Origin of the sequence: Candidatus Protochlamydia sp. W-9, assembly GCF_001950615.1 — a bacterium.
GTDB classification, from domain to species: domain Bacteria; phylum Chlamydiota; class Chlamydiia; order Chlamydiales; family Parachlamydiaceae; genus Protochlamydia; species Protochlamydia amoebophila.
Map to the genome: position 1 here is coordinate 1 of NZ_BCPZ01000013.1, position 20,434 is coordinate 20,434.

The 20,434-nt window shown below is 34.9% G+C and carries 24 protein-coding genes, 1 tRNA gene and 1 pseudogene; 9 read left to right on the plus strand and 17 right to left on the minus strand.

What is annotated here, in order from left to right; genetic code table 11:
* Positions 1-126: 126 nt before the first annotated feature.
* Positions 127-384 (minus strand): hypothetical protein, encoded by a 258-nt coding sequence (locus BU804_RS00165; RefSeq protein ID WP_079988528.1) that lies wholly within the window; start codon positions 382-384, stop codon positions 127-129.
* Between the two features lie 263 nt (positions 385-647).
* Positions 648-4,034 (minus strand): CHAT domain-containing protein, encoded by a 3,387-nt coding sequence (locus BU804_RS00170; RefSeq protein ID WP_075882500.1) that lies wholly within the window; start codon positions 4,032-4,034, stop codon positions 648-650.
* A 439-nt stretch (positions 4,035-4,473) separates the two neighbouring features.
* On the opposite strand from BU804_RS00170, the gene BU804_RS00175 reads away from it, so the two are divergent.
* From BU804_RS00175 to BU804_RS00190, 4 genes are read left to right on the plus strand one after another with little or no spacing between them, the layout of a single operon-like run.
* Positions 4,474-4,746, plus strand: a complete 273-nt coding sequence (locus BU804_RS00175; RefSeq protein ID WP_075882501.1) for an AAA family ATPase — start codon at positions 4,474-4,476, stop codon at positions 4,744-4,746.
* The gene (locus BU804_RS00180; protein WP_075882502.1) at positions 4,739-5,209 is read left to right on the plus strand and encodes a hypothetical protein; all 471 of its coding nucleotides are present in this window, start codon (positions 4,739-4,741) and stop codon (positions 5,207-5,209) included. Before BU804_RS00175 ends, BU804_RS00180 begins: the two co-directional genes overlap by 8 nt.
* Before the next feature lies 1 nt (position 5,210).
* On the plus strand, positions 5,211-5,606 hold the full coding sequence (locus tag BU804_RS00185) for a DUF5681 domain-containing protein (protein WP_226996070.1): 396 nt from the start codon (positions 5,211-5,213) through the stop codon (positions 5,604-5,606).
* A 52-nt stretch (positions 5,607-5,658) separates the two neighbouring features.
* The gene (locus BU804_RS00190; RefSeq protein WP_075882503.1) at positions 5,659-5,910 is read left to right on the plus strand and encodes a hypothetical protein; all 252 of its coding nucleotides are present in this window, start codon (positions 5,659-5,661) and stop codon (positions 5,908-5,910) included.
* On the opposite strand, the gene BU804_RS17205 is transcribed toward BU804_RS00190, so the two are convergent.
* From BU804_RS17205 to BU804_RS17210, 3 genes are all read right to left on the minus strand, one after another.
* Entirely contained in the window at positions 5,863-6,270 is a 408-nt protein-coding gene (locus BU804_RS17205) for a nucleotidyl transferase AbiEii/AbiGii toxin family protein (RefSeq protein ID WP_079988530.1), read from the minus strand. The genes BU804_RS00190 and BU804_RS17205 overlap by 48 nt on opposite strands.
* A 122-nt stretch (positions 6,271-6,392) precedes the next feature.
* Positions 6,393-6,800 carry a nucleotidyl transferase AbiEii/AbiGii toxin family protein gene (locus BU804_RS00200; RefSeq protein WP_079988531.1) on the minus strand — a complete coding sequence of 136 codons (408 nt, stop codon included), beginning with the start codon at positions 6,798-6,800 and terminating at the stop codon, positions 6,393-6,395.
* A complete protein-coding gene (locus tag BU804_RS17210; protein ID WP_075882506.1) occupies positions 6,722-6,988 on the minus strand; it encodes a type IV toxin-antitoxin system AbiEi family antitoxin domain-containing protein in 267 nt (88 codons plus the stop codon). The genes BU804_RS00200 and BU804_RS17210 overlap by 79 nt, the downstream gene beginning before the upstream one ends.
* 416 nt (positions 6,989-7,404) lie before the next feature.
* Here BU804_RS17210 and BU804_RS16785 point away from each other — a divergent pair.
* The 3 genes and pseudogenes from BU804_RS16785 to BU804_RS14345 all read left to right on the plus strand — a co-directional run.
* Positions 7,405-7,464: pseudogene (locus BU804_RS16785) on the plus strand (hypothetical protein); the annotation flags it as partial.
* A 15-nt stretch (positions 7,465-7,479) separates the two neighbouring features.
* A complete protein-coding gene (locus BU804_RS14340) occupies positions 7,480-7,680 on the plus strand; it encodes a hypothetical protein (protein WP_338140323.1) in 201 nt (66 codons plus the stop codon).
* Positions 7,681-7,728: 48 nt separating this feature from the next.
* On the plus strand, positions 7,729-8,034 hold the full coding sequence (locus tag BU804_RS14345; RefSeq protein WP_255371557.1) for an NUDIX domain-containing protein: 306 nt from the start codon (positions 7,729-7,731) through the stop codon (positions 8,032-8,034).
* A 277-nt stretch (positions 8,035-8,311) separates the two neighbouring features.
* Here the strand turns inward: BU804_RS14345 and BU804_RS00215 are convergent, their stop codons facing one another.
* From BU804_RS00215 to thrS, 10 genes are all read right to left on the minus strand, one after another.
* A complete protein-coding gene (locus BU804_RS00215) occupies positions 8,312-8,560 on the minus strand; it encodes a hypothetical protein (RefSeq protein ID WP_075882507.1) in 249 nt (82 codons plus the stop codon).
* Between the two features lie 302 nt (positions 8,561-8,862).
* A tRNA-Pro gene (locus tag BU804_RS00220) sits at positions 8,863-8,937 on the minus strand.
* 6 nt (positions 8,938-8,943) lie between these two features.
* Positions 8,944-9,192, minus strand: coding sequence for a hypothetical protein (locus BU804_RS00225; RefSeq protein ID WP_011176551.1), 249 nt, complete (start codon positions 9,190-9,192; stop codon positions 8,944-8,946).
* 49 nt (positions 9,193-9,241) lie between these two features.
* Positions 9,242-9,841 (minus strand): hypothetical protein, encoded by a 600-nt coding sequence (locus BU804_RS00230; RefSeq protein ID WP_075882508.1) that lies wholly within the window; start codon positions 9,839-9,841, stop codon positions 9,242-9,244.
* An 875-nt stretch (positions 9,842-10,716) separates the two neighbouring features.
* Positions 10,717-11,121: a hypothetical protein gene (locus BU804_RS00235; protein ID WP_075882509.1), complete on the minus strand. Its 405-nt coding sequence runs from the start codon at positions 11,119-11,121 to the stop codon at positions 10,717-10,719.
* A gap of 247 nt (positions 11,122-11,368) precedes the next feature.
* Positions 11,369-11,689 carry a hypothetical protein gene (locus tag BU804_RS00240; RefSeq protein ID WP_075882510.1) on the minus strand — a complete coding sequence of 107 codons (321 nt, stop codon included), beginning with the start codon at positions 11,687-11,689 and terminating at the stop codon, positions 11,369-11,371.
* A gap of 114 nt (positions 11,690-11,803) precedes the next feature.
* Complete coding sequence (gene ung, locus BU804_RS00245) at positions 11,804-12,514, minus strand: uracil-DNA glycosylase (RefSeq protein WP_075882511.1); 711 nt, start codon at positions 12,512-12,514, stop codon at positions 11,804-11,806.
* Positions 12,514-13,251, minus strand: coding sequence for a CT583 family protein (locus tag BU804_RS00250; protein ID WP_042279931.1), 738 nt, complete (start codon positions 13,249-13,251; stop codon positions 12,514-12,516). The genes ung and BU804_RS00250 overlap by 1 nt, the downstream gene beginning before the upstream one ends.
* A 67-nt stretch (positions 13,252-13,318) precedes the next feature.
* Positions 13,319-14,071 (minus strand): ParA family protein, encoded by a 753-nt coding sequence (locus tag BU804_RS00255; RefSeq protein ID WP_011176557.1) that lies wholly within the window; start codon positions 14,069-14,071, stop codon positions 13,319-13,321.
* A 3-nt stretch (positions 14,072-14,074) separates the two neighbouring features.
* The gene (gene thrS, locus BU804_RS00260; RefSeq protein WP_075882512.1) at positions 14,075-16,006 is read right to left on the minus strand and encodes a threonine--tRNA ligase; all 1,932 of its coding nucleotides are present in this window, start codon (positions 16,004-16,006) and stop codon (positions 14,075-14,077) included.
* A gap of 225 nt (positions 16,007-16,231) precedes the next feature.
* Here thrS and BU804_RS15080 point away from each other — a divergent pair, with 225 nt between their 5' ends.
* Entirely contained in the window at positions 16,232-16,360 is a 129-nt protein-coding gene (locus BU804_RS15080) for a hypothetical protein (RefSeq protein ID WP_255371556.1), read from the plus strand.
* Between the two features lie 45 nt (positions 16,361-16,405).
* Positions 16,406-17,452, plus strand: a complete 1,047-nt coding sequence (locus tag BU804_RS00270) for a Fic family protein (protein ID WP_075882514.1) — start codon at positions 16,406-16,408, stop codon at positions 17,450-17,452.
* A 5-nt stretch (positions 17,453-17,457) separates the two neighbouring features.
* Here the strand turns inward: BU804_RS00270 and BU804_RS00275 are convergent, their stop codons facing one another.
* Positions 17,458-19,023: a hypothetical protein gene (locus tag BU804_RS00275; protein ID WP_075882515.1), complete on the minus strand. Its 1,566-nt coding sequence runs from the start codon at positions 19,021-19,023 to the stop codon at positions 17,458-17,460.
* A gap of 91 nt (positions 19,024-19,114) precedes the next feature.
* The gene (locus BU804_RS00280) at positions 19,115-20,032 is read right to left on the minus strand and encodes a hypothetical protein (RefSeq protein ID WP_226996071.1); all 918 of its coding nucleotides are present in this window, start codon (positions 20,030-20,032) and stop codon (positions 19,115-19,117) included.
* Positions 20,033-20,434 lie beyond the last annotated feature (402 nt).

The following is a 20,434-nucleotide window of genomic DNA, read 5'->3' on the forward strand; positions in this document are numbered from 1 at the left end:
CCATTTTGACCTCTCATGTCATATTAAACATTAGCTTGGGAAAACAAATGTTTTAAATGATGCAGAGGTCCTTTGTCATTTAAATTTTATTCTTCTTATTTATTATCAAAGAGATAAATTCAAAATTCAGGTTACTAAATTTTGGATCTCTTCTATCTCTAATTTTAGCAGGCGACATAAACATTCACGCTGGACACCTATGTCTTCTAATTGATTGATCTCTTCGAGGAGCAATTTGGCAATGACAAATATATCCTCTTCTGAATTGGATTTTGTTTTATACGCCTCAATTAAACCTTTTACATGATCTAATAGGGATAGTGTGGGCAAAAGGGGATAATGAAGATAGTAGGGAGTGCTAAATTTAACTGACTCTACATGCATAGCTCAACTTTTCCAGTAAATAAAATGTTAAAAATATTTTTATTTCATGAAGATAAATAATCAAGCTATAAATGACTAAAGTAAAATTTTATTTTAGAATAGAGAAATTTAAGAGCAATAACGCTTAAGAATTTTTTACTGATGAGAATAGATAATCATATTAAGCATACATGTGTTGTTGAAAACACAATTTTAGCTGCAATCGTTATAAATCATTTTTGACTATAAGTTAGTTAGGTAAGGTAAAAATTCTTTTCTCTTGTTTATTCATATAGTCCTGATAAGAAAAAAGCTCCCCATCGATCAGGCCTTTCACTTGCTTGCTCAATGCCCACTAACATAGCTTTTTGCAAGGCTTGAGCCTTATTGAGTTTTTCCACCTCTATACCTAAAAGATGGCGGTAAAACGTCTCGACCATTTGAAGCGTCAACTCTGTGTCTGGCAGTCGCCAATAAGTGGCAATCGTTGACAGGGCTCCGGTGGCGAGAAAGGACCAAACGGGGCCGACAATTCCCTCCCCGTGAGGTTTGCCCCTGCCAGAAAAACAGGCGCTCATAAAAACCAGCTCTGCTCGAAGACTTAGTTTCGCGATCTTTTGCGCATGAAGATATCCTTGAGGATGCTCTTCATCAGGGGTAAGCTTGAAAAGACCTTCGAAAACGGAATGAGGATCAATTTTTTCATCAGGATTTTTACCTGTCGATCCATGACAGGCAAGGTGAATCCAGCGCGCATCCACCATTCCCTCGACAACGGCATGAACAGTAGCCTTGTCTTGTAAGAGAATTTTTTTTGGATCTGTTTCAAGCAGAGGAGCGACAATTGTTTGAGCTTCCTTTTCCGCAAACTTTAGTCCGCGTTCAGATGTATTGGGATTCCCAATAACGAGAGAATCTTTGGGAAAAACTTTAGGAAGTTGATCCAATAATGTTGAGACTTCAATTGAGGGAGCAATCGAAATTGGATGTTTTTCAATCAAATAGGTTCCCTCTTTGTCTAAAAATGTCGCGAAGGGTATTTGAGCGAGATAACTGTCGGGAATAATGGTCACCACTTGTTGGGGGTCTTTAGGAAGATAAGATTCAATTGGCGCAATAAGTATTTCATACCAATTCCTAAGGCGATTTTTAAAAGCTTGCAAATTTGAGGAATGAATATTCTCCTCTGACTCGCCACGAGTTAGTTCTTCTAGAAAAGTTTGCAGTGATGTTTCAATAATTCTTGCCTCAGCAATAAAAGGAAAGGTTTGAAAAATCTGTGTTGCTGCTTTAACCTCTTCTGTCAAAATTCCAAGAGGCAGCTTCTGGCAGGTTATTTTGCCCTGAGAAGGAATAATCCAAACGATTATATTGTTCATGTCTTCAGGAGAAAGAGAATAAACAATAAAGCAAGTGTTCAGTTTTTGGGCTGTAGCTTGCATTTCTCGGGCTGTGATTTCGGAAGACAATGAGTTGTCTTTTTGACACTTGAATTTTTCTGTAAGGGCAGAGACTAAAGCGCGCGAGCGTCTAAAGTCTGTAACTTGCAGAGCTTCCTCAATTCTCTTTTGCTTTAAGAGAAGGCTTTCCAGTCTTAAAAGCGGCAGCACTTGTGATTCAAAAAAGATAATCTGCCAGTGACTATGATTTTTTAACTCTTGATGTAATAAAACATAAATTTCAATGCTTTTGCGATAACTCATCTCTGCTAGATTAGGATCAGACTTTCTATATAGTTGTCCTAAATTATAATAACTTATCGCTTCGCTGTGGCGATCTCCTGACGCTTGGGATAAACAAATAGATTTTTCGATGCTTTTTATTGCCTCATCTTTATTTCCGATGGCTTCATAGCATAAACCTAAGCCATTGAAGCTAAATTTTTTTATCTCTGAATTGCCGATCGCATTTGCTTCATTATAATATTTAATTGCGTCAGCAAACCTAATGGAGAGAAAAAGAGTCTGTCCTAAATTTACTAAAATTTTGGCTCGTGTAAAAGCCTCTTTTATCATTCCTAATGCTTTGATATAATACCTTATACTCTCAGGATAATTTTCCATATGGCAATATGTACTACCTAAATTGGCATATGCTATTCCCAAAAAAGCTAGAAAAAAATATGCTTTCTTAGCAATCTCTAAAGCTTGCATTTTATAATCAAGTTCTTTTTTGTAATCTCCAATATTACCATAAATGCTTCCAAGAACTGTTAAAGCATTAAATTTAGGCCTAATTGCTTCCGAATCCTCTTTTTGAATTGATGGATGTTGAAGTAGCTCTAAGATTTTTTCAGCCTGGGAAATAGCTTTTTCATATCGGCTAAAAGCATTAAAAAAAGCGGCTAAGTCCCCATGAATTTTTATTTCGACAAGAAAGTTATTTTGTGGAAGAATCTTAAGTGCCCTTTGATATGCCTCTTCAGCTGGCTGATAGCGTTGAGCGTTAGCATGGGCTTGGCCTATTCCAGTGTAAATCAAGGCTTGTGTGGACTGGTCTTCTGTCAAATTCAATGCAGCTTGAAAACATGAAATTGCCTCATCATTTTTATCAATGACAAGATAAGCATGTGCAAGATCGACAAGAGCTAGGCTTTCACTTTTAGGCTCTTGTAGCGATTTGGCGATAGCTTGAGCTTCTCCATAAAGAGGAAGCGCTTGCCCACCTTCTCCTAGCTCCAAGTAAATTTTACCCATATTCCTTAAATAAATAAATATGGCATAAGGATCATCCAACTCGCGCGCTATTTTCAATGCCTTTTTATTATAATCAATAGCCATTGGATACTTGTTAAGAAGTGGATACCATCTTGCCAGATGTCCATGAATGTGCATGATTTTAACAAGAAACTCTTTTTTATGAGATGTTTTCGGAGGTTCCTGTATTAAAAAATTTAAAAGAATTTCTGCATGGAAAATGGCGCGAGGAAAATCTTTTTGGATCCTGTAAAAATCTGCTATGATTTCTAAAAGTGTTAAAGATATTTCTCCGCTTTTATGAGTGACAGATTTTTGTTCCTCAATTTCTTTTGCAACATCTTCAGGTAAGGGTTCGAAAAGCCTTAAAACAGCCATTTCTAAATTTTTTGGAATAAAACGACTAATTTTCTCCTCGCTAGCCAATTGATCAAGGCTGTCTTTCCAACGCTCCATATGGCTTAGAATGGCGTTTTTATTTTGAATAAGGAGGTTAGCGCAGTGATTGCCAAATTCGAGATGGGGAAGCAACCAGAGATGCTCTAGGATACTTTGATAGACCGAGCAGATAGGAATGATCAAATTAAGTTCGTTAGATTTTAACTTTGCTTCCATGATTTCACTGATGATTTCTTCAAGATGAATTAACTGTTGAGCTTGATCATGCTGAATGTCATAGAAAAACGTTTTAAAATCAAAAAGAAGCGCTACTTCTTCTACTATTAAACTTTGGATCTCTTCTATCTCCAATTTTAGCAGGCGACATAAACATTCACGCTGAACACCTATGTCTTCTAATTGTTTGATCTTTATGAGGAGCAATTTGGCACTGACGAATATATCCTCTTTTGGATTGGATTTTGTTTTATACGCCTCAATTAAACCTTTTACATGATCTAATAGGGATAGTGTGGGCAGAGTTTGGGGATAAAGAAGATCGTAGGGAGTGCTAAATTTAGCTGACTCTACATGCATAAGCTCAACTCTTCAATTAAATAAAATGTTAAAAATATTTTTATTTTAAAAATAAATAGCCAGATTTTAAAGAATAGCATGATTTTCTACTTTCTGTTGGAACTTTTTTGTGGGGTAATGTCAGATTTGTGCAATGCTGAATGGCTAAAAGTGCTACGAGGAGACGTTTTGCTTGGAATTGTTAGCGATTGTTGCATTTGAGAAATTTGCAAAAAATGCTTCAACTTACAGGTTTAGGAGAGCAAGTGGGTTCAGGATTTTTTAAAATATATAAAAAAATTGGGATGACCATCATTGGAAAAATCCTGAATTAATGGAAAAATTTGAATTTAATCAAACTGTGCTTATACGGTGATAACTCTATTTCACTAACAAAAAATGTCTTTTTTCAATTAAAAGAAGAATTGAGAAAAAAGTTGAATGGAGTGAGTATCATAACTTGATCGTAGAAGATTTGTTTATTAGCAAACAACCCGCTCAATTTATGGATGAAAAACATGCAAAGATAGTTTCTGAAGCAATTAGGAATCTATCAATAGCACATGGTAAACCAGCACTTATTGTTATTGACACTCTAGCACGAAATTTTGGTGGTGGAGATGAAAATAAAACTCAAGACATGAACAAATTTATTTTTTCTATCGACATGTACATAAGACTTCTTTTTTCATGCTGTGTACTCATCGTCTATCACACTGGGCATAATGAATAAGGATCGAGCGAGAGGGGCTATGGCTTTAAAGGGTGCTTTGGATGCGGAATATTGTGTTAAGAAAAAACATGAATTGATTTCAATGACCGCTACAAAAATGAAGGAAACTGAACTCCCTTCTCCCATTTCGTTTCGCTTGGTTCCTATTAGTATTGACGTTGTAGATCAAAGGAAAAAAATTCACAGCGCTGTTCTTGAGCCTGAATTCTGCGTTGATATCAATCTTGAACTGATTAAAAAGCTAATTCCTAATACAGGAATAAACCAAGAGGCTTTGATTGCAAAAATTAAAATCAATTTGGTGGATATATCAAATAAAAAAGCTCAGCAATTATTAAATGCAAGATTAAACACGCATTGGAGTATAGAAAACCAGGGCAAAAATAATGCGATAATCTATAAGCCGTTTTTGGGTTTTCCCTCCTATAAAGATCAAGAAACCGAAAAATCACTAGATCAATAAAATGGTAATTCATATACCTGAAAATGCAGGACAAATGCAGATATCGGGAAAATTCCAGAAATTTCAATCTGGAAATCCCAAGGGAAAAGCTAAGGGGACTAAAAACAAGGTGACATTAGCTGTAGAATCCTTATTAAATGGTGAGCTGGAAAACATTTGCCGAAGGCTTATTCAGGAAGCTTTATCGGGCAACATGCAGGCGATAAAAATGATTTTGGATCGTATATTGCCAATAAAACGTGATTGTTCTGTTACACTTGATATTCCTGTTTTGCACAACCCTGCAGATGCCATACAATCTATGGCGTTGATCACCCAAGCTGTAATGAGAGGAGATATTTCTCCCGGCGAAGGAGAATCCTTATCAAAAGTAATTGAAATTCATGTAAGACTATAGAATTACATGATCATGAGCAACGTTTGAATCTACTGGAAAGTAAGAATAAAAAATGAAATCTTCTATCGAAAAACGATTAAAAAAATTAGAAATTACTTTAAGGGTCGATAAGCCTAAATCTGCTGTGGTGATATGTGACGTTGCGATGCTCCATTTTCATGATTTTTCATTTATTGAAGCTGGTAGCCTTATACTTTTACCGGCTAAAGATAATGATGAATCGATACCAAAAGGTTCTTATGTCGGTTCGATATTTTTAGATCAACTTGGTGTTCAATTTAAGCCACTGGTTGATTTTTGTTAGGAGATCCGAAAACAATGACGGAAGAGCTTCAACGTTCTCTTCGCGTAAATTCTTTAAATACTCACTCCAAAAACTTTGCATACGGATAATTTCATCCTCTTGAAAAGAAATGGGCAAAAGTAACTCTGTTTTTCGATGTTCGAATACAATCCGAATGACGTTCTCTAGGCTCTTAAATGAGGGAAGTGCAGATGATGCTATCATAGAATAGATGTCATGGAAATCCTTCATACGACTATTGAAAGATCCTCTATGTATGATAGTCTCTAACTTTTCAGCAAAGATGAATTTTTTCGGATAGCAAGCCAGTTCGACGCTGTCTTCAAAAAGATCACCCTTTGAGTAATTTGTGAGTCTAATTTTATATTAAATAGGCTCAACAATATCTCCAAAGCCGATATCTATTGCGACCTTAAATCGAGTACGACCAAAATAAGCCATTATAGAAATTTCAACGCCTGGATAACCCATGTGAGGATGGGTTAATTCGCTAGCCTTGACTTCTTTAAAGATGAATCCATCATTGAGATCAATCCCCGCACAATTTCTTCAAAAACAACCTGCAAAGACGAGACTTGATTGCTGATTTTTTTAGCTAAAAAATCCAAATCGGTTGTTTCTCTTCCAATCTCTAGGTATCTAGACAGGAGGATGCCGCCCTTCAATACAAATTGAGCACGATATTTTGATCTAGCTAAGCGGACAAGAAACCGCTCTAATGTGAGAGATTGCCAAAGATCTGCGGGATCTCTATTTTTCTCTTTCGCAATAGTCCGAAGCTTAGCTTTAAATGATTTTTCTAAATCTGTTGTCATGTTGTGCAAGATAAGATGTTCAGGCAGATGACTCCTTCTGGAATACTCGCTGCTATCAGCCCCAAATTCTCCCATTGAAAGTCCACTTCAGGTTCATACTCGCTAAAGCGATATGCCCCTGGGTAAATTCTTTCTAAGATACCTTTTTTGACTAAATAAGCGATGGCGTGTCTTGGCACATTCCGATCAGCAGCTTGTTCGTCTGTGAAGAAGGGAACGTGTTGAAAAGGCTCAAGCTGTTTAGCGTATTTTGAATGTCTCATAACTTAATTCTACAAAATCTACCCAATTCAGTCAAATGGGTAGTTTTTATATATTTTTAGGAGAGAGAATAGTCTTTATTCATATAACCTGTTGATTTATAATTATCTTAAAAAAGTAGAGTTAGACTCTAATCAAAGGAGCCTTTTGATAAGGCTATCAACAAATCTTATGGCAAAACTTATGAAGTTCCAAATCCGACAAAATAAGCTTCAAGAAGAAGTCAAAAAAAAGGATTTTCGATGGATTTGGTCGGTAGGCTATCGAATCTACTGGAGTCAATGGTTTAGATGAAGATCCAATCTCTTTCGAAATTTTCAAAGTTCAAGAGTTTCTTGGAGCAATAGTCGTACAGCCCATTTGAGGGCAGCTGCATATCAAATATCTTTTTGTAGAAAAGCATTATCGAGGGCAAGGAATTGCGCGTGAACTAATGAATCATGCTCTTGAATTTGGAAAGCAACGAGGCTGCAACTTTGCCTTTGTGGAGACGATGCGTTTTCAAGCTCCTAATTTCTATCAAAGGATGGGTCTTAAGATCGAATTTTCCTGGCCAGGATATGCAAAAAATACTTGCTTTCACTATCTAAAGAAAGATTTAAAAATTGAAGTCGCTGGAGCAATCGGAAAACAGGTAACAAGATTAGGCGTGTATGAAGTTTCAATAAAAGAGGGAAATATATTGCTAGTGTAGCAAAAGAAAGGCCGTTATGCAGGGAAGCTAGATTTTCTGGGTGGAGGCATTGAATTTGGAGAATCTCCAGAGCAGGCGTTACGCCGAGAATTTGGGGAGGAAGTCGCAATGGAATTTGATTCTTTACAATTGATAGACAACCTCACAGCAAAGATCAATGTTCCTGCAACCTCATTTAGTAAGTTTTACGTATTTTTTCATATTGGAATGATTTATAGGATAGATGGATGTAGGTCAATTAGAGGGCAAATGTTACAAGAATTACAGCATATTTGGATAGACCCTAAAAGCCTTTCTAAAGATCAATGTTCCAATTTGCTATGGAAATATAAACAGATACATATAGATGGATAAAAAATGAGAAATTTTTGTTTTACAATTTTATGATCAATCAGATATTGATAATAATTTTGAGTAGCAATTATCCGTTCTTTTTCGGCATTACCGCGTTCTTTTCATGATAATCGCATTTCAACTCGCGGAAGTGAGTCGAAAGCTAAGCGGTATTCTTCGGGTAAATAAAGTAGAGAGAGTAAACAAAGTCGAGCAACTTCATGAAGAGCTAATAAAGCTTCGCCATTGTCTGCTTGAGGGGTTGAACTTTTGCATACAAATTCACTTTGATCAGTCTTTACGTATTGATGTGAAGGAGGTGCAACTGAACACGATAAATGTAAATAATAATTTCTGTAAAAGTTGCCCAAAGAGATTCAATCACTTCCTCTAGATCTATTCCATCTTTAAGAGCTTGTGCACCATACACAAACTGAAACCATCGACCTAAATTGAATTTTACATGTGTGTCGTGATTCCATGAGGGATTGCCACTCAAGAGATCGATAACAGAAAATAATTTTTGGAAAAATGTCTGAGCAAACATGATTGGTTCTGTAAAACTTATTCAGATAAAAGAATCCACAGCTAAGCGCTATTTTGAGTTTAAATCATATGGTGTTAGGTAAAAATTATTGAACAGTTGGGATGCGTTAGAGATGTCGAATTTTCCCTTAAACAATCAAAAGAAATAGGTAGTCTCCAAAAAACATAAATTTTTTGTTAGGGAGATTTAGCATAAATACCTCATATCTTGGATTGCATCATCCACCATCTATCTACCACCTGCGCTAAAAACACAAAGGGCAATCTCAACGAGATTGCCCTTAAGTGATGAAATGAAAAGAATCTGGGTGAGAAGATTTGAACTTCCGACCCCTTGCACCCCATGCAAGTGCGCTAGCCAAGCTGCGCTACACCCAGATAAGATTATATTTTGATGAGACCTTCAAATTGGAGTTTAGTTTCAAACATTCTGACTGCTATACGTCCACATTCTTCGATAATTTTTTCTAAAGGATCTCCAGCATGTACATTGGCTTGACTAATATCTACACTAATAGAAGAGCTAAATGTCACTCCTCCTTTCATTCCTTTTACGCGGAAATTAGCGAACATACCATCTTTTTTCTTTGTAATGCTAATAAATCGAACAACATTATTTTCAGCTATATCCATGGTGATTTTAACCTATAAAAAGGTCAATATTATAAATTGAATAATCATTCTAGTCAATCTTGATCAAATATTCGTTTGCATCACAGGCAAAAGCAGAAAAAATTTTGAGATAAGAAGCGGGAATTTTTTTAGGTTTATAGATGGCAATTAAATCAATATAATCATTGGTTTTTTGGTAAGTTAACGAAGCAATCAAATGGTGGTAGATAGGGTCTACAATTTTAAATTGTTTATCTTTCGGGTATAAAATTGCTATTGCTATAAGTTTTTTAGTTTCGTTATAAAAATTAAATTGGGCTGCTTCTTGAGTAAAAAACTTTCCTTCAATAAAACCAATGAGGCGATTATCAATATCAAATAAGTCGATAGCTGTACCCCAACTAAAAAAGGTTCCTAAACTAATGAGTCGGCAAATCCCCTTTGCTTCATATAATCCAAAACGATTATATAAGTCATATTCGGTAGTTAAATGAAAAACACTTTTTACAACAGTTCCAACTGGCTGATTTTGCCAAGACATGTCAAAAATTGTGGAAAAAGTGTGCTCTTCTTTGGAAACTTGATAATAAGATTCGTTTTCTAGACTATATATAGATTTGTATAAGCCTAATATCAAGATAGTGAATAGATAAATCCATTTATTTAACATATTATCTTTACAAAATAAAAATTATAATGATTTTTACTTTTGAGATTACCATTTTATATGAATAAAGAAAATTATTAAATTTATTTACAAATGAAGTATCAAATGAGAAAGGAATGCTAAGTTATAACATTTATTTTTTGATGTTTAAGGAATTCGTGTATAACAAAAGGCGCAAGTATTCAATAAAGGTTTTGTCTTTGAGTTAGTTAGCATAAAATAATTAATTATTAAAACAGATCGCTCAGAAGCGCTTCATGATTGTTACAGGCAAAATTTTAGTTAATTTAGTGATAGTTTCAATTCTTTTTAGAGAGGAAAAATTTCTGAGTTTGTTCAAAGTTAAGTAAAGAGATAAGAGAATTAAAAAAGCTTGTTATGAAGAAAGAAATTTCGCCAACTCGTTCGAATCCTATAAAATTGATAAAGAAGCATCCTCTTCAGCTAAAAAACAGTAATATTTTTCAGGCAAGAGCAAGAAATTTGGAAAATTCCATTGGCAAACTTCTCATGTAGTTGTTTTATCCTTAAAATAAATTTTGGATTATGAAATACCTGATTGCTTTTTAGTCAGGTAATAATTTGTCAAATAGCCTATCTTCTGCTTTGCCTAGTATGGTTTGAAGTCATTCTATTTCAAATTTTTGCAAGGTAAACGTCGCTAGGCAATTGTAGGAGTTTTTATTATTTCCGCTTTATTAATTTAAATATTTTAACTCAATTGCTATTGGTTATCCTTTAATAAAATCATATAAATTTGCGATTTTTAGTAGAAAACAGCGTTACTTATAAACTTAAACCGTAGTAAACATTCAGATTTAAAATTAAATCCCTCAATTAAAAAAATAGAATAATAAATTTTACAGATAGATTTTTAATTATTTAACTCTTACATAAATCAAATCATGTTTATCATGCTCATCTAAATAAAAGCGCCATTTTTCAGCAATCGCATTGAATTCTTCTAATAAGTTTTTCAGTTCTTCCAGATTAAGAATATTCGCATGCCCTAAATAATGGAGATAAATTTGATAGCGTTGTTCATCAATAAATAAATATGTGTATATAGAAGAAAGGTGGGAAAATGGGGATTTATGGAATAAACAATCCCTTACACTAGAAGGAATGTAATTGCCCCCATGATAAACAGAAGAGGATAAGGATAATTTAGAATCGTTGTCTAAAAAACGTATATTAATATCCGATCCTTCGACTGGGATCGGGATTCCACTTCCTTCGGCCAATTGATGCAATATTTTTTGAATATCTTTTTCAATTAACATTTCCCACCTAAGAGTTATTTATTTTCCTTCGGTCACTCCAATTTTAAACTAACTAGATATTAAAAATATAAACTAAATTTACTGGTTAAGCAATAAACGTTATAACTATATTATAAATTTAATTTTATTAATTAGTAATTAAATATTTTAGTTTTTGAAAATTTAATGAAAAATAAATAAATGTAAACTCAATGCCAAAAAATGACAAAATTTGGAATTAAAAATTTAAAAAATAATAACAGAAATTTTAGGGATCTTTACTAGAAGTCGAGAAATAACTTTTTGCAGCTTGAAGTATCTGTTCATGCATTTTTTTCCAAGCTGCATAAGACAGTTCCGCTTCTTGCATAACTTTTTGAAGTTCAATTTCCTTAGTTTGGGCAAAAGAGGGTTGTTTAGTGAGAGTAGAGGAAAAATAAGCATAAATAGGGCTGTAATTTTTAGATTTTTCTTCTTTTGAAGTGACACCAGGAAGTTGAATTTGGAGATTGCGATCAATAAAAGGACGGGTTTGCCCTTCAATTTTATATGGAAAGAATTTTTCTCTGCAAAATTCTGAATATGCCATGATAACCTCCAAAGTACACTTTTTTTCTTTTTAGGTACTCAAGAGTTTCAAGGCAAGCTTATTTTTTCTTTTTTTAATTTTGTCGAATGAAAATATATGTATTTATTTTTCATTCTAATTATCAAGACTCCAATCAATAGGGCATTTGCCTTGCTGTTCGAGTAAAGCATTAATTTTAGAAAAATGACGACAACCGAAAAAACCATTGGCAGCTGAATAGGGAGAAGGATGTGCAGCAGTGAGAATATAATGACGCTTAATATTGACAGATTCTTTTAAAAAACGGCATTTATCTTGAGCGGATTTTCCCCATAGAACAAAAATAATAGGATCTTGGCGTTCGATAAGTTGAAGAATAGCTGCATCAGTAAATCGCTCCCATCCTCTACCATGATGAGACATGGGTTCACTTTTTTTAACGGTTAAAGTGGCATTGAGAAGTAAAACGCCTTGTTTAGCCCACTTTAACAAACAACCATGGGAAGGAATTGGTAAGAGAAGGTCAGTTTGTAATTCTTTAAAAATATTTTGTAAAGAAGGAGGTGGCCTTATTCCCTTAGGGACACTAAAGCTAAGTCCATGGGCTTGTCCTGGGCCATGATAAGGATCTTGACCCATAATAACCACCTGTACTTTTTCATAAGGAGTATTATAAAATGCATTAAAAATTAAATCATGCGGAGGATAAATTGGGCTTGGAGAGGAGGTGTATTCATTTTCAATAAAGGTTGCTAAATTTAAAATATAAGATTGCTCAAGCTCTTGTTTGAGAACGTTTTGCCAACTTGGTTCTAAAATAAAAGGAGTGTAGTTCTTATCTAACATTAATAACCTATAAGATTTTGCATCTGCTCAAGTAAATGGTGAATTTGTTTCTTTTGAGCAGAGGTAAAGTTAGGAGAATTTTTTTTAATTTGATTATAAAGGCGATCCAGATTTTGAATGAAGCCTTTTCCAACTTTTTTTTGACGCTTATCTTGATTATCTAAAGGAAAAGTTTGTCGAATTAAAGTTAAAACTTCGGCTTTTGTTTCCCCTTTATAGTTTTCTACAATGATTTGTTTTTTCTCTAAGCTTCCAGAGCGGGTTGCCAATACATAAACAGCTTGGCGTGGCATCCATTCAATTTGAGGGCGAAGAGGTTTTGGCATAGACTCATAAAATTCATAATATTGCATGAGATTGTAGGGTGTTTGACGGTTACCGTAAGCAGCTATTAACCAAGCCGTAAATGCTCCATCACGATAACGGGTGAGTACTTGATGCGCTTTTTTTATTCTCTCTCCATGTAAAATAGCAGCTTGATTGTTGATAGCTTTGACTTCTGAAGTAAGAGAGATTAATGTTTGTAAATCATTTTTAATATCATCGCTTTCTGTGGCATAAGATTTTAATAACAACTCCAAGCTTATTTTTTCTTTATCACTTAATTCAGTCACACTAAAGATTCCTGAAAAACTCGTTAAATTTCCTGTTGCGGATTGTTTGGCCATTTCTGCCATTTTCGAACTATGAGAAGATTTTTTTGCTCGTTCAGAGAGAATGGAATTGACATTGGCCATTATGACAACCTTATATGATTAAATGATAAAAGTTCTTATGTAAAGCCGCTTTACATGAGAAAATAATTTAAAGCCTTTTTAAAATTTCTTTCGTAACAGCTAGATAATCTTCAGCAGCTCGACCTTCAGGGTCGGTTTCAAAAACAGGTTTACCAAAAATAGATGCTTCTGAAACAGAGATATCTCGTCTAATTTTATTTTGTAGTATCTTTTTAGGAAAAGCGCGTTCTATTACTTCTAAAAAGGCCTGATTACTTTTTCCTCTTGCGTTCCAAAATGATAAAATTACCCCTAAAATGTTTAAAGGATGGCGTTGACTAATACTGTCCATAAATTGACTTAATCGTTCAAGGCCTTTGACGCTATAGAACTCTGGTGTAATGCAAACAAGTGTGTGTTGGGCAGCAATAAGAGCAGACTCGGTCAACCAACAAAGTGAAGGTGGAGTATCAATAATAATGTAATCATATTTAAGAGGAGCAATAAGATCTCGCAATTTTTCGTGAGAATAACGATCAGAAGCTAGTTGCCCTGTTACTTCAACTCTTTCTAGCCATGTGTCAGCAGGAATTAAGTCTAAATTTGGAAAAAGAGTTTTTCTAATGACTTCTGAAATTGTTTTATTACCTAGTAAAACTGGAGCTAAACTATCATTTTCATCAGGATCAAATCCTAAGCCTGTCGATAAATTAGCTTGAGCATCAAAGTCAATAAGTAATACTTTTTTCTTATGAAACTTTGCCAAAGCAGCCCCTATGTGTAAAGCTGTCGATGTTTTGGCCGTTCCTCCTTTAAAACTGCTAATCGCAATTGTCTTCATTTTTTAATTCCTTTCTGCTGAAGCGTAAGGAGAATGGGATTGACGTTGTTGTTTTTCAATTTCTAGCTTTTGTATAAATTCATCAATTTGAATTTCACCATGGACGACATTATCTCGAGTTCTTAAATTAGCCGTTTTGTGTTCAACTTCTTGGTCCCCGATCGTTAAAATATAGTTAAATTGAGCCAGTTGCGCATTACGAACTTTTTTGCTGACAGATTCTTGGGTGCTATCCACGTCGACATGAAAACCTGCATTTTTAAAACGTTTAGCAAGTTCTCTTGCATAAGGTTCGTGGCGATCAGCGACCGTAATGAATCGGATTTGTGAAGGGCTTAACCAAAGAGGAAATTTACCTACATAATGTTCGATTAAAATACCAAAAAAACGTTCGATTGAACCAAATATTGCGCGGTGAATCATGACAGGGCGCTGGCGAGTTCCATCCGAAAAAGTGTATTCGAGTTCAAATTTTTCAGGTAAGGCCATATCTAGCTGAATAGTTCCACATTGCCAACTACGATTGATTGCGTCACGAATATGAAAGTCAATTTTAGGTCCATAAAAGGCCCCATCTCCTTCATTGATGCGATATTCTTTTCCCATTTCATCTAGAGCGCCTTTTAGCCCTGCTGTCGCTATTTCCCATTCGTGATCAGTACCAATAGTGTTTTTTTCAGGACGAGTCGATAATTCTAAGCGATAAGAAAGACCAAATGTAGAATAGATTTCATCCGCAAGAGCCAATACTCCTAAGATTTCTTGTTGGATATCGGACGGTTTCATAAAAATGTGAGCATCATCTTGGTGAAAGCTACGTACTCTAAATAATCCTGATAAAGATCCTGAGGGTTCATAGCGATGAACATTTCCGATTTCAGCTATCCTTAAAGGTAGTTCACGATAACTATGCGTATGGCTTTTATAATAAAGCATACAACCTGGACAATTCATTGGTTTAATGGCAAAATCGCGATCTTCAATTTGTGAGATAAACATATTTTGACGATAATTACCCCAATGACCAGAAATTTCCCATAACTCTTTTGTCATCATTGTTGGTGTTTTGATCTCAATATAATCGTGGCGGCTGAGGCATTCTCTAATATAAGCAACCAATTGATTCCAAACAATTAAACCTTTAGGGTGGATAAAAGGCATTCCAGGCGCCTCTTCTTTTAAGGAAAATAAATCTAATTTCGCCCCTAATAATTTGTGATCACGTTTTTTAGCTTCTTCTAATTGGTGTAAATAATCTTTTAAAAGTTTTCGATCCGGAAAAGAAATAGCGTAAATGCGCGTAAGCATTTCTTTATTAGAATCTCCTCTCCAATAAGCTCCAGCTGTTTTCATTAATTTTAGAGCTTTTATTTTTCCTAAATTAAAAAGATGAGGGCCTCGACATAGATCATAAAATTCGCCTTGTCGATAACCTGTTAATGTGCTTTCGTCTTCAAAACTGTTAATCAATTCACACTTATAAGGATTATTCTGAAATTGTTTTAATGCATCGGATTTTGTTGAAATAACCTCTCGTTTGGTTTGAAAATTTTCAGAAATAATAGCCTGCATTTCTTTTTCAATTTTTTCAAAATCGGCATCAGAAATAGTCAAATTGGCAAAATCGTAGTAAAAACCATTTTCAATAGGGGGTCCAATAGTTGGCTGTGCATCTGGCCATAAACGTAAAATAGCTTGTGCGAGAACATGAGCAGAAGTGTGCCAAAAAATTTCTTTTCCTTCAGGATCGTTAAAACCCCATAAAATAACCTGATCCCCTTCTTGTAAAGGGTAAGAAAGATCAACTGTTTTTCCATTGATAGAAGCTCCTAAAGCTTCATGTGGCCCTTTCAAATTCAATTTATCTGCTAGATCTTTAGCTGTACTTCCAGAGGGCATTTCATAAGATAATTGATCTTTCAATTTAATAAACATGGATTTGTTATTCCTTATCACTTTGATTTTACCAAATTTCAGAAATCAATTTTTAACTTTCTAATGACTTCTTATTTACAAGTTTATTTCGGTATTTCGTATAAAAAGGAGTTTACATGAAGAAGGAAAAAAAATGAAGTTTGTAAACAACCATTGACATTGCCCCGCAAAAAAGGTCCAACAGAAAGTAAAAAATCAGGCTATCCTTTAAAAAAAGAAAACGGCATGAAGAAAAGATTTACAGAAGAACACATCATTGAAATCTTAAAAGAAGTCGACTTTGAAATAGCTCTTGCAAAAGTTTGTCGTAAAAAATGTCGTAAAAGTGTCGTAAAAACAAAACAAAACTTGTAATTTACTGTTTTTTGTGACACAATAAAGGAAAAAATGTCTTAAAAAATGCCATTTCATCCAAAATTCACCATTTCTATCCCTATTGCGTCTGCACTCACGGCCATTGAGCGAACAAGAGGATTTTTAGAAGCAGCTCAGCTTTCGAAAGGCTGGGTAGCTAAAATGCAGGCGCGTGCGCTAATTTTAGAAGCACATCACACCACCCATATAGAGGGTACGCATTTAAGCCTTGACCAGTCCGAAAGACTTATAGCCGGCGAAAAAATATCAGATGTTGACTCTGAGGATGTCAAAGAACTGCTGAATTATAGAAAAGCCTTCGATTTCGTCGCAGATTATGTCTTTTCACAAGGACTTATAACAGAAGGTCTAATTAGAGAGATTCATAGACGTCTTGTCGAAGACGTAAGAGGAAATAGCGCTCAGCCAGGGCAATATAGAGCCATTCAAAATTATGTTGCTAATTCTAAAACAAAAGAAATTATTTACACACCACCGGCAGCCTATGAAGTCCCCATTTTCATGGCCGAATTGGTGGACTGGCTACAAAATGAACAAACCATTCCTCCAGTACTTTTAGCAGGGATTGCACAGTTTCAACTTGTCCATATACACCCATTTTTAGATGGAAATGGCCGAACAGCTCGGCTATTGTCTACGCTATGTCTCTATCGATCGGGTTACGACTTCAAGAAACTTTTTACTATCAGTGAATACTACGATCGAAATCGACAAGACTACTACCACGCCATTCAATCCGTCAGAAACAACAACCTGGATATGACTTGCTGGCTTGAATATTTCTCTAAAGCTTTAGAAACGCAAATGCATGAAATCCAGCTTAAAGCATCCCATGCAATGAAATTAGATGTTTTGGTGCTAGAATACAAACTTTCAAAAAGACAAAAACTGGTTTTAGACTGTTTGCTTGAAAGGAAAGAAAACTTTTCAATTCGCGATTATGAGTTGCTTTGTCCGGGAATCAATAGACGATCTTTGCAACGAGATCTTTCCGATTTAATAGAAAAGGGACTCATCTCTCAAGATGGTATTAAAAAAGCATCTCGTTACAAAGTAAATCACCTAAATTAATTTTTTTACTCACCGGTTTGCTTTCTCTTGGAAGATGAGATAGCAGAAAAAAATGCTCCCTTTTGATCAGAAAGATGATTTTTTTTAGGTCGATAGAACGAAAGAATGGTGTTAGCAACTTGAAAAATACCAATCCAAGCAAAAATTAAACAAATTTTATTTAAAAAAGAAATTGAAAAATTTTTATGAGAGGGTAATCTAGCTATTAAACTATTGATAGGTCCAAGCAATATAATTTTTCTTTTGGTTATTTGCTGAGAAGCTAAGTCTGAACCAGTAGAAGAAGTTGGAGTCATGGCATTTTGCATAGGGGAGAGATTAAGAAGTTTTTTTATCTCACGTTCCTTTTCTTTAATTTCTTCCATTATTTCTTTAGCTTTCTTTCTTCCTTGAGACTGATTAGTTACCTTGTACTGAAGCTGTTTGTTATTTTGTGTTAACTTATTGAAGTTTTCCACAAATTCTTTTACTCCTTGTGCAAACTGTTTGCCATCTACCCGAAGTTTTTCCACGCTTTGTGCAAGCTGTTCGTTATCTTCTCGAAGCTCTTCCACGCCTTGTGCAAGCTGTTCGTTATCTTCTCGAAGTTTTTCCACGCCTTGTGCAAGCTGTTCGTTATCTTTTCGAAGCTCTTCCACGCCTTGTGCAAGCTGTTCGTTATCTTCTCGAAGCTCTTCCACGCCTTGTGCAAGCTGTTCGTTATCTTTTCGAAGCTCTTCCACGCCTTGTGCAAGCTGTTCGTTATCTTCTCGAAGCTCTTCCACGCCTTTCACAAACTGTTTGCCAACTTCTTTAAGCTCTTCTACACCTTGTGCAAGCTGTTCATTATCTTCTTGAAGCTCTTCCACGCCTTTCACAAACTGTCTGTTATCTTGTTGAAATCGTTTTGTTACTTGTCTAAAGTTTTCTAGTTCTTTATCTAGTTTCTTATGAGATATTTGAAGCTCTTGAAAAACTTGATTGAATGTTTTTAAATCAGCGGATTTTTTCTCATTGATGGTATTCATAAACTCTATGTGAGAGCGCAGTATTTCACATTGCGTTTGCATGGATGCCAGTAATGGATTTTGTTCTTTTCCGTTATCTAGTTCTTCTTGAGTGGGAATAGAGGTATACACTCTTATTTCCTCGATCACTGCCTGACTTTGATTAATGATTTCCCTTATTTCATCCTGAAGGAGACGAGTTTCTGCAACCGTTTGCTTAAACCCTTGTTGTTGGACTTCTAAATCCTGGACTTGGGGAATAATAGTGGAAAGTTTTTCATCAATTTTGTGACAACCGCTATCAATTTTATGGCAGGCAGCGTTGGTAAGAGAATTTTTTTTCTTCAAATTAAAGATGTATATTTTTCGCTGCAAAATAAGTTTGTGCAAAAGTTGATTTTGCTCTTTCAAACGTTCTGAAAATCCTTTTTTGAGAAAAAAATTGTGGCAGTAATCTTCTAACGTTGCGGAAGGGTCAAGCTCATTCTCTGGGGAAGGATGGTCGAGTTCTTCTTGCATACGATCAACAAGTGTCTGAAAAAAAACACTAATTTGCTGAGCCTCAAGTGATGAAGAAAACAACATAAGGATACCCCTTGTATAACAAAGATATAATAAATATTAAAACAGGTTAGAATTTTTTCCAACCTGTGTTTTAGCTAAAGCAACTCTTTAATTAACTCACCTTTCTAACTATTGCTGCTGTAATCAATGTATTGCAAAATTGTAATACAAGATGTTTCCATGAAATTAGGCTAGTTGGGCTTGCTAGCTGCTGATGAAGTTGAGATATTTTAGTTTCCAAGCTTTTTCGGTCTTCGATATTTAAACCGGCAAACATAGCAAAATCTAATATCCACATTCTAAACAGCTGAGGATCTTGCAAATTTATATTGCTAAGTCTCGAAACAATCTTTTTAAGTTCATTTTTTTGAGCTTGTACACCTTCTTGCAATTTAGTGTAATTGTCTTTTATTTTTGTTAATTCATCTTCATGACTATCGAGCATTTCATCTAATTGCTTTTGAATTGACTTGATGAGTTCTTCTTGCGCTTTCTCAGCATCGATCTTAGCTTTATTTAAATCTTCTTTTGCTGTTGCATATTTTGCTTGCTCTAAATTTAATTCATATTTGGTGTCGGTATGTGCTATTTGTTCTTTAGCCAAGCTCTGTCTTGTATCAATATGAGCTGTTTGTTCTTTAGCCAAGCTCTGTCTTGTATCAAAATGAGCTGTTTGTTCTTTAGCTAAGCTCTGTCTTGTATCTGTATGTGCTGCTCGCTCTTTAAACAAAATTTGGTTTGTGATAGCGTGTGCTGTTTGCTCTATGAGCAAGCTCTTGCTTGTTTCAGAGCGCGCTTTTTGTTCTTTGTCTAACATCCGGCTTGCTGTAGTATACTTTTCTCGTTCTTCAAACAATTTTTGTCTTGTTTTAATATGTTTTGTTTGCTCTAAAATCAATTTGTGTTTAGCTTCATCTCGGTCTTTTTCCGTTTTAACTAATTTATTTGTATTTGAAAGAGCTTCTTTTTCATAATTTTCGCATTTAAGCTGTTGCTTGGCAATTATTTTTGTTTTTTCAGAAATTTCCAATTGATGGTTTTTTTCCAATTCAAGATGACATTTTAATGTCTCATCTAAAACTACACTGAGCGCTTCTATTTCTTCTTGATATGCTTTCTCTTTATTTTCAAGATCAGTTTTTTCTTTGCGTAAAGCTTCTAAAAGTGCATTTAAAACCTCTTTTTCCTTGAAAAGTTCGGCATTTTCATTAACAAGCCTTGTAATTTTTCTCAGAAAGCTCTTGTTTTTCTTTTTCGTATTTTTCAAGCGTTTCTTGAATTTCTGCTATTTGCTTAGATAGTGTAGTCAGGAGAAATAAAATAAATGCTTAAATGTGCTACTCTTCTACGCTCATCAATGGAGCATCTTATGGAAGCGCACAGAAGACATGATATATCCGACAGAGTTTGGAATTTACTGGGACCTCATTTG

Bases quoted from the DNA above. Each gene is read 5' to 3' on its own strand.
- BU804_RS00165 (WP_079988528.1), bottom strand. From the start codon at position 384: ATGCATGTAGAGTCAGTTAAATTTAGCACTCCCTACTATCTTCATTAT.
- BU804_RS00170 (WP_075882500.1), bottom strand. From the start codon at position 4,034: ATGCATGTAGAGTCAGCTAAATTTAGCACTCCCTACGATCTTCTTTAT.
- BU804_RS00180 (WP_075882502.1), top strand. From the start codon at position 4,739: ATGAATAAGGATCGAGCGAGAGGGGCTATGGCTTTAAAGGGTGCTTTG.
- BU804_RS00185 (WP_226996070.1), top strand. From the start codon at position 5,211: ATGGTAATTCATATACCTGAAAATGCAGGACAAATGCAGATATCGGGA.
- BU804_RS00190 (WP_075882503.1), top strand. From the start codon at position 5,659: ATGAAATCTTCTATCGAAAAACGATTAAAAAAATTAGAAATTACTTTA.
- BU804_RS00200 (WP_079988531.1), bottom strand. From the start codon at position 6,800: ATGGGAGAATTTGGGGCTGATAGCAGCGAGTATTCCAGAAGGAGTCAT.
- BU804_RS17210 (WP_075882506.1), bottom strand. From the start codon at position 6,988: ATGAGACATTCAAAATACGCTAAACAGCTTGAGCCTTTTCAACACGTT.
- BU804_RS14340 (WP_338140323.1), top strand. From the start codon at position 7,480: ATGCGTTTTCAAGCTCCTAATTTCTATCAAAGGATGGGTCTTAAGATC.
- BU804_RS00215 (WP_075882507.1), bottom strand. From the start codon at position 8,560: ATGTTTGCTCAGACATTTTTCCAAAAATTATTTTCTGTTATCGATCTC.
- BU804_RS00225 (WP_011176551.1), bottom strand. From the start codon at position 9,192: ATGGATATAGCTGAAAATAATGTTGTTCGATTTATTAGCATTACAAAG.
- BU804_RS00230 (WP_075882508.1), bottom strand. From the start codon at position 9,841: ATGTTAAATAAATGGATTTATCTATTCACTATCTTGATATTAGGCTTA.
- BU804_RS00235 (WP_075882509.1), bottom strand. From the start codon at position 11,121: ATGTTAATTGAAAAAGATATTCAAAAAATATTGCATCAATTGGCCGAA.
- BU804_RS00240 (WP_075882510.1), bottom strand. From the start codon at position 11,689: ATGGCATATTCAGAATTTTGCAGAGAAAAATTCTTTCCATATAAAATT.
- ung (WP_075882511.1), bottom strand. From the start codon at position 12,514: ATGTTAGATAAGAACTACACTCCTTTTATTTTAGAACCAAGTTGGCAA.
- BU804_RS00250 (WP_042279931.1), bottom strand. From the start codon at position 13,251: ATGGCCAATGTCAATTCCATTCTCTCTGAACGAGCAAAAAAATCTTCT.
- BU804_RS00255 (WP_011176557.1), bottom strand. From the start codon at position 14,071: ATGAAGACAATTGCGATTAGCAGTTTTAAAGGAGGAACGGCCAAAACA.
- thrS (WP_075882512.1), bottom strand. From the start codon at position 16,006: ATGTTTATTAAATTGAAAGATCAATTATCTTATGAAATGCCCTCTGGA.
- BU804_RS15080 (WP_255371556.1), top strand. From the start codon at position 16,232: ATGAAGAAAAGATTTACAGAAGAACACATCATTGAAATCTTAAAAGAA.
- BU804_RS00270 (WP_075882514.1), top strand. From the start codon at position 16,406: ATGCCATTTCATCCAAAATTCACCATTTCTATCCCTATTGCGTCTGCA.
- BU804_RS00275 (WP_075882515.1), bottom strand. From the start codon at position 19,023: ATGTTGTTTTCTTCATCACTTGAGGCTCAGCAAATTAGTGTTTTTTTT.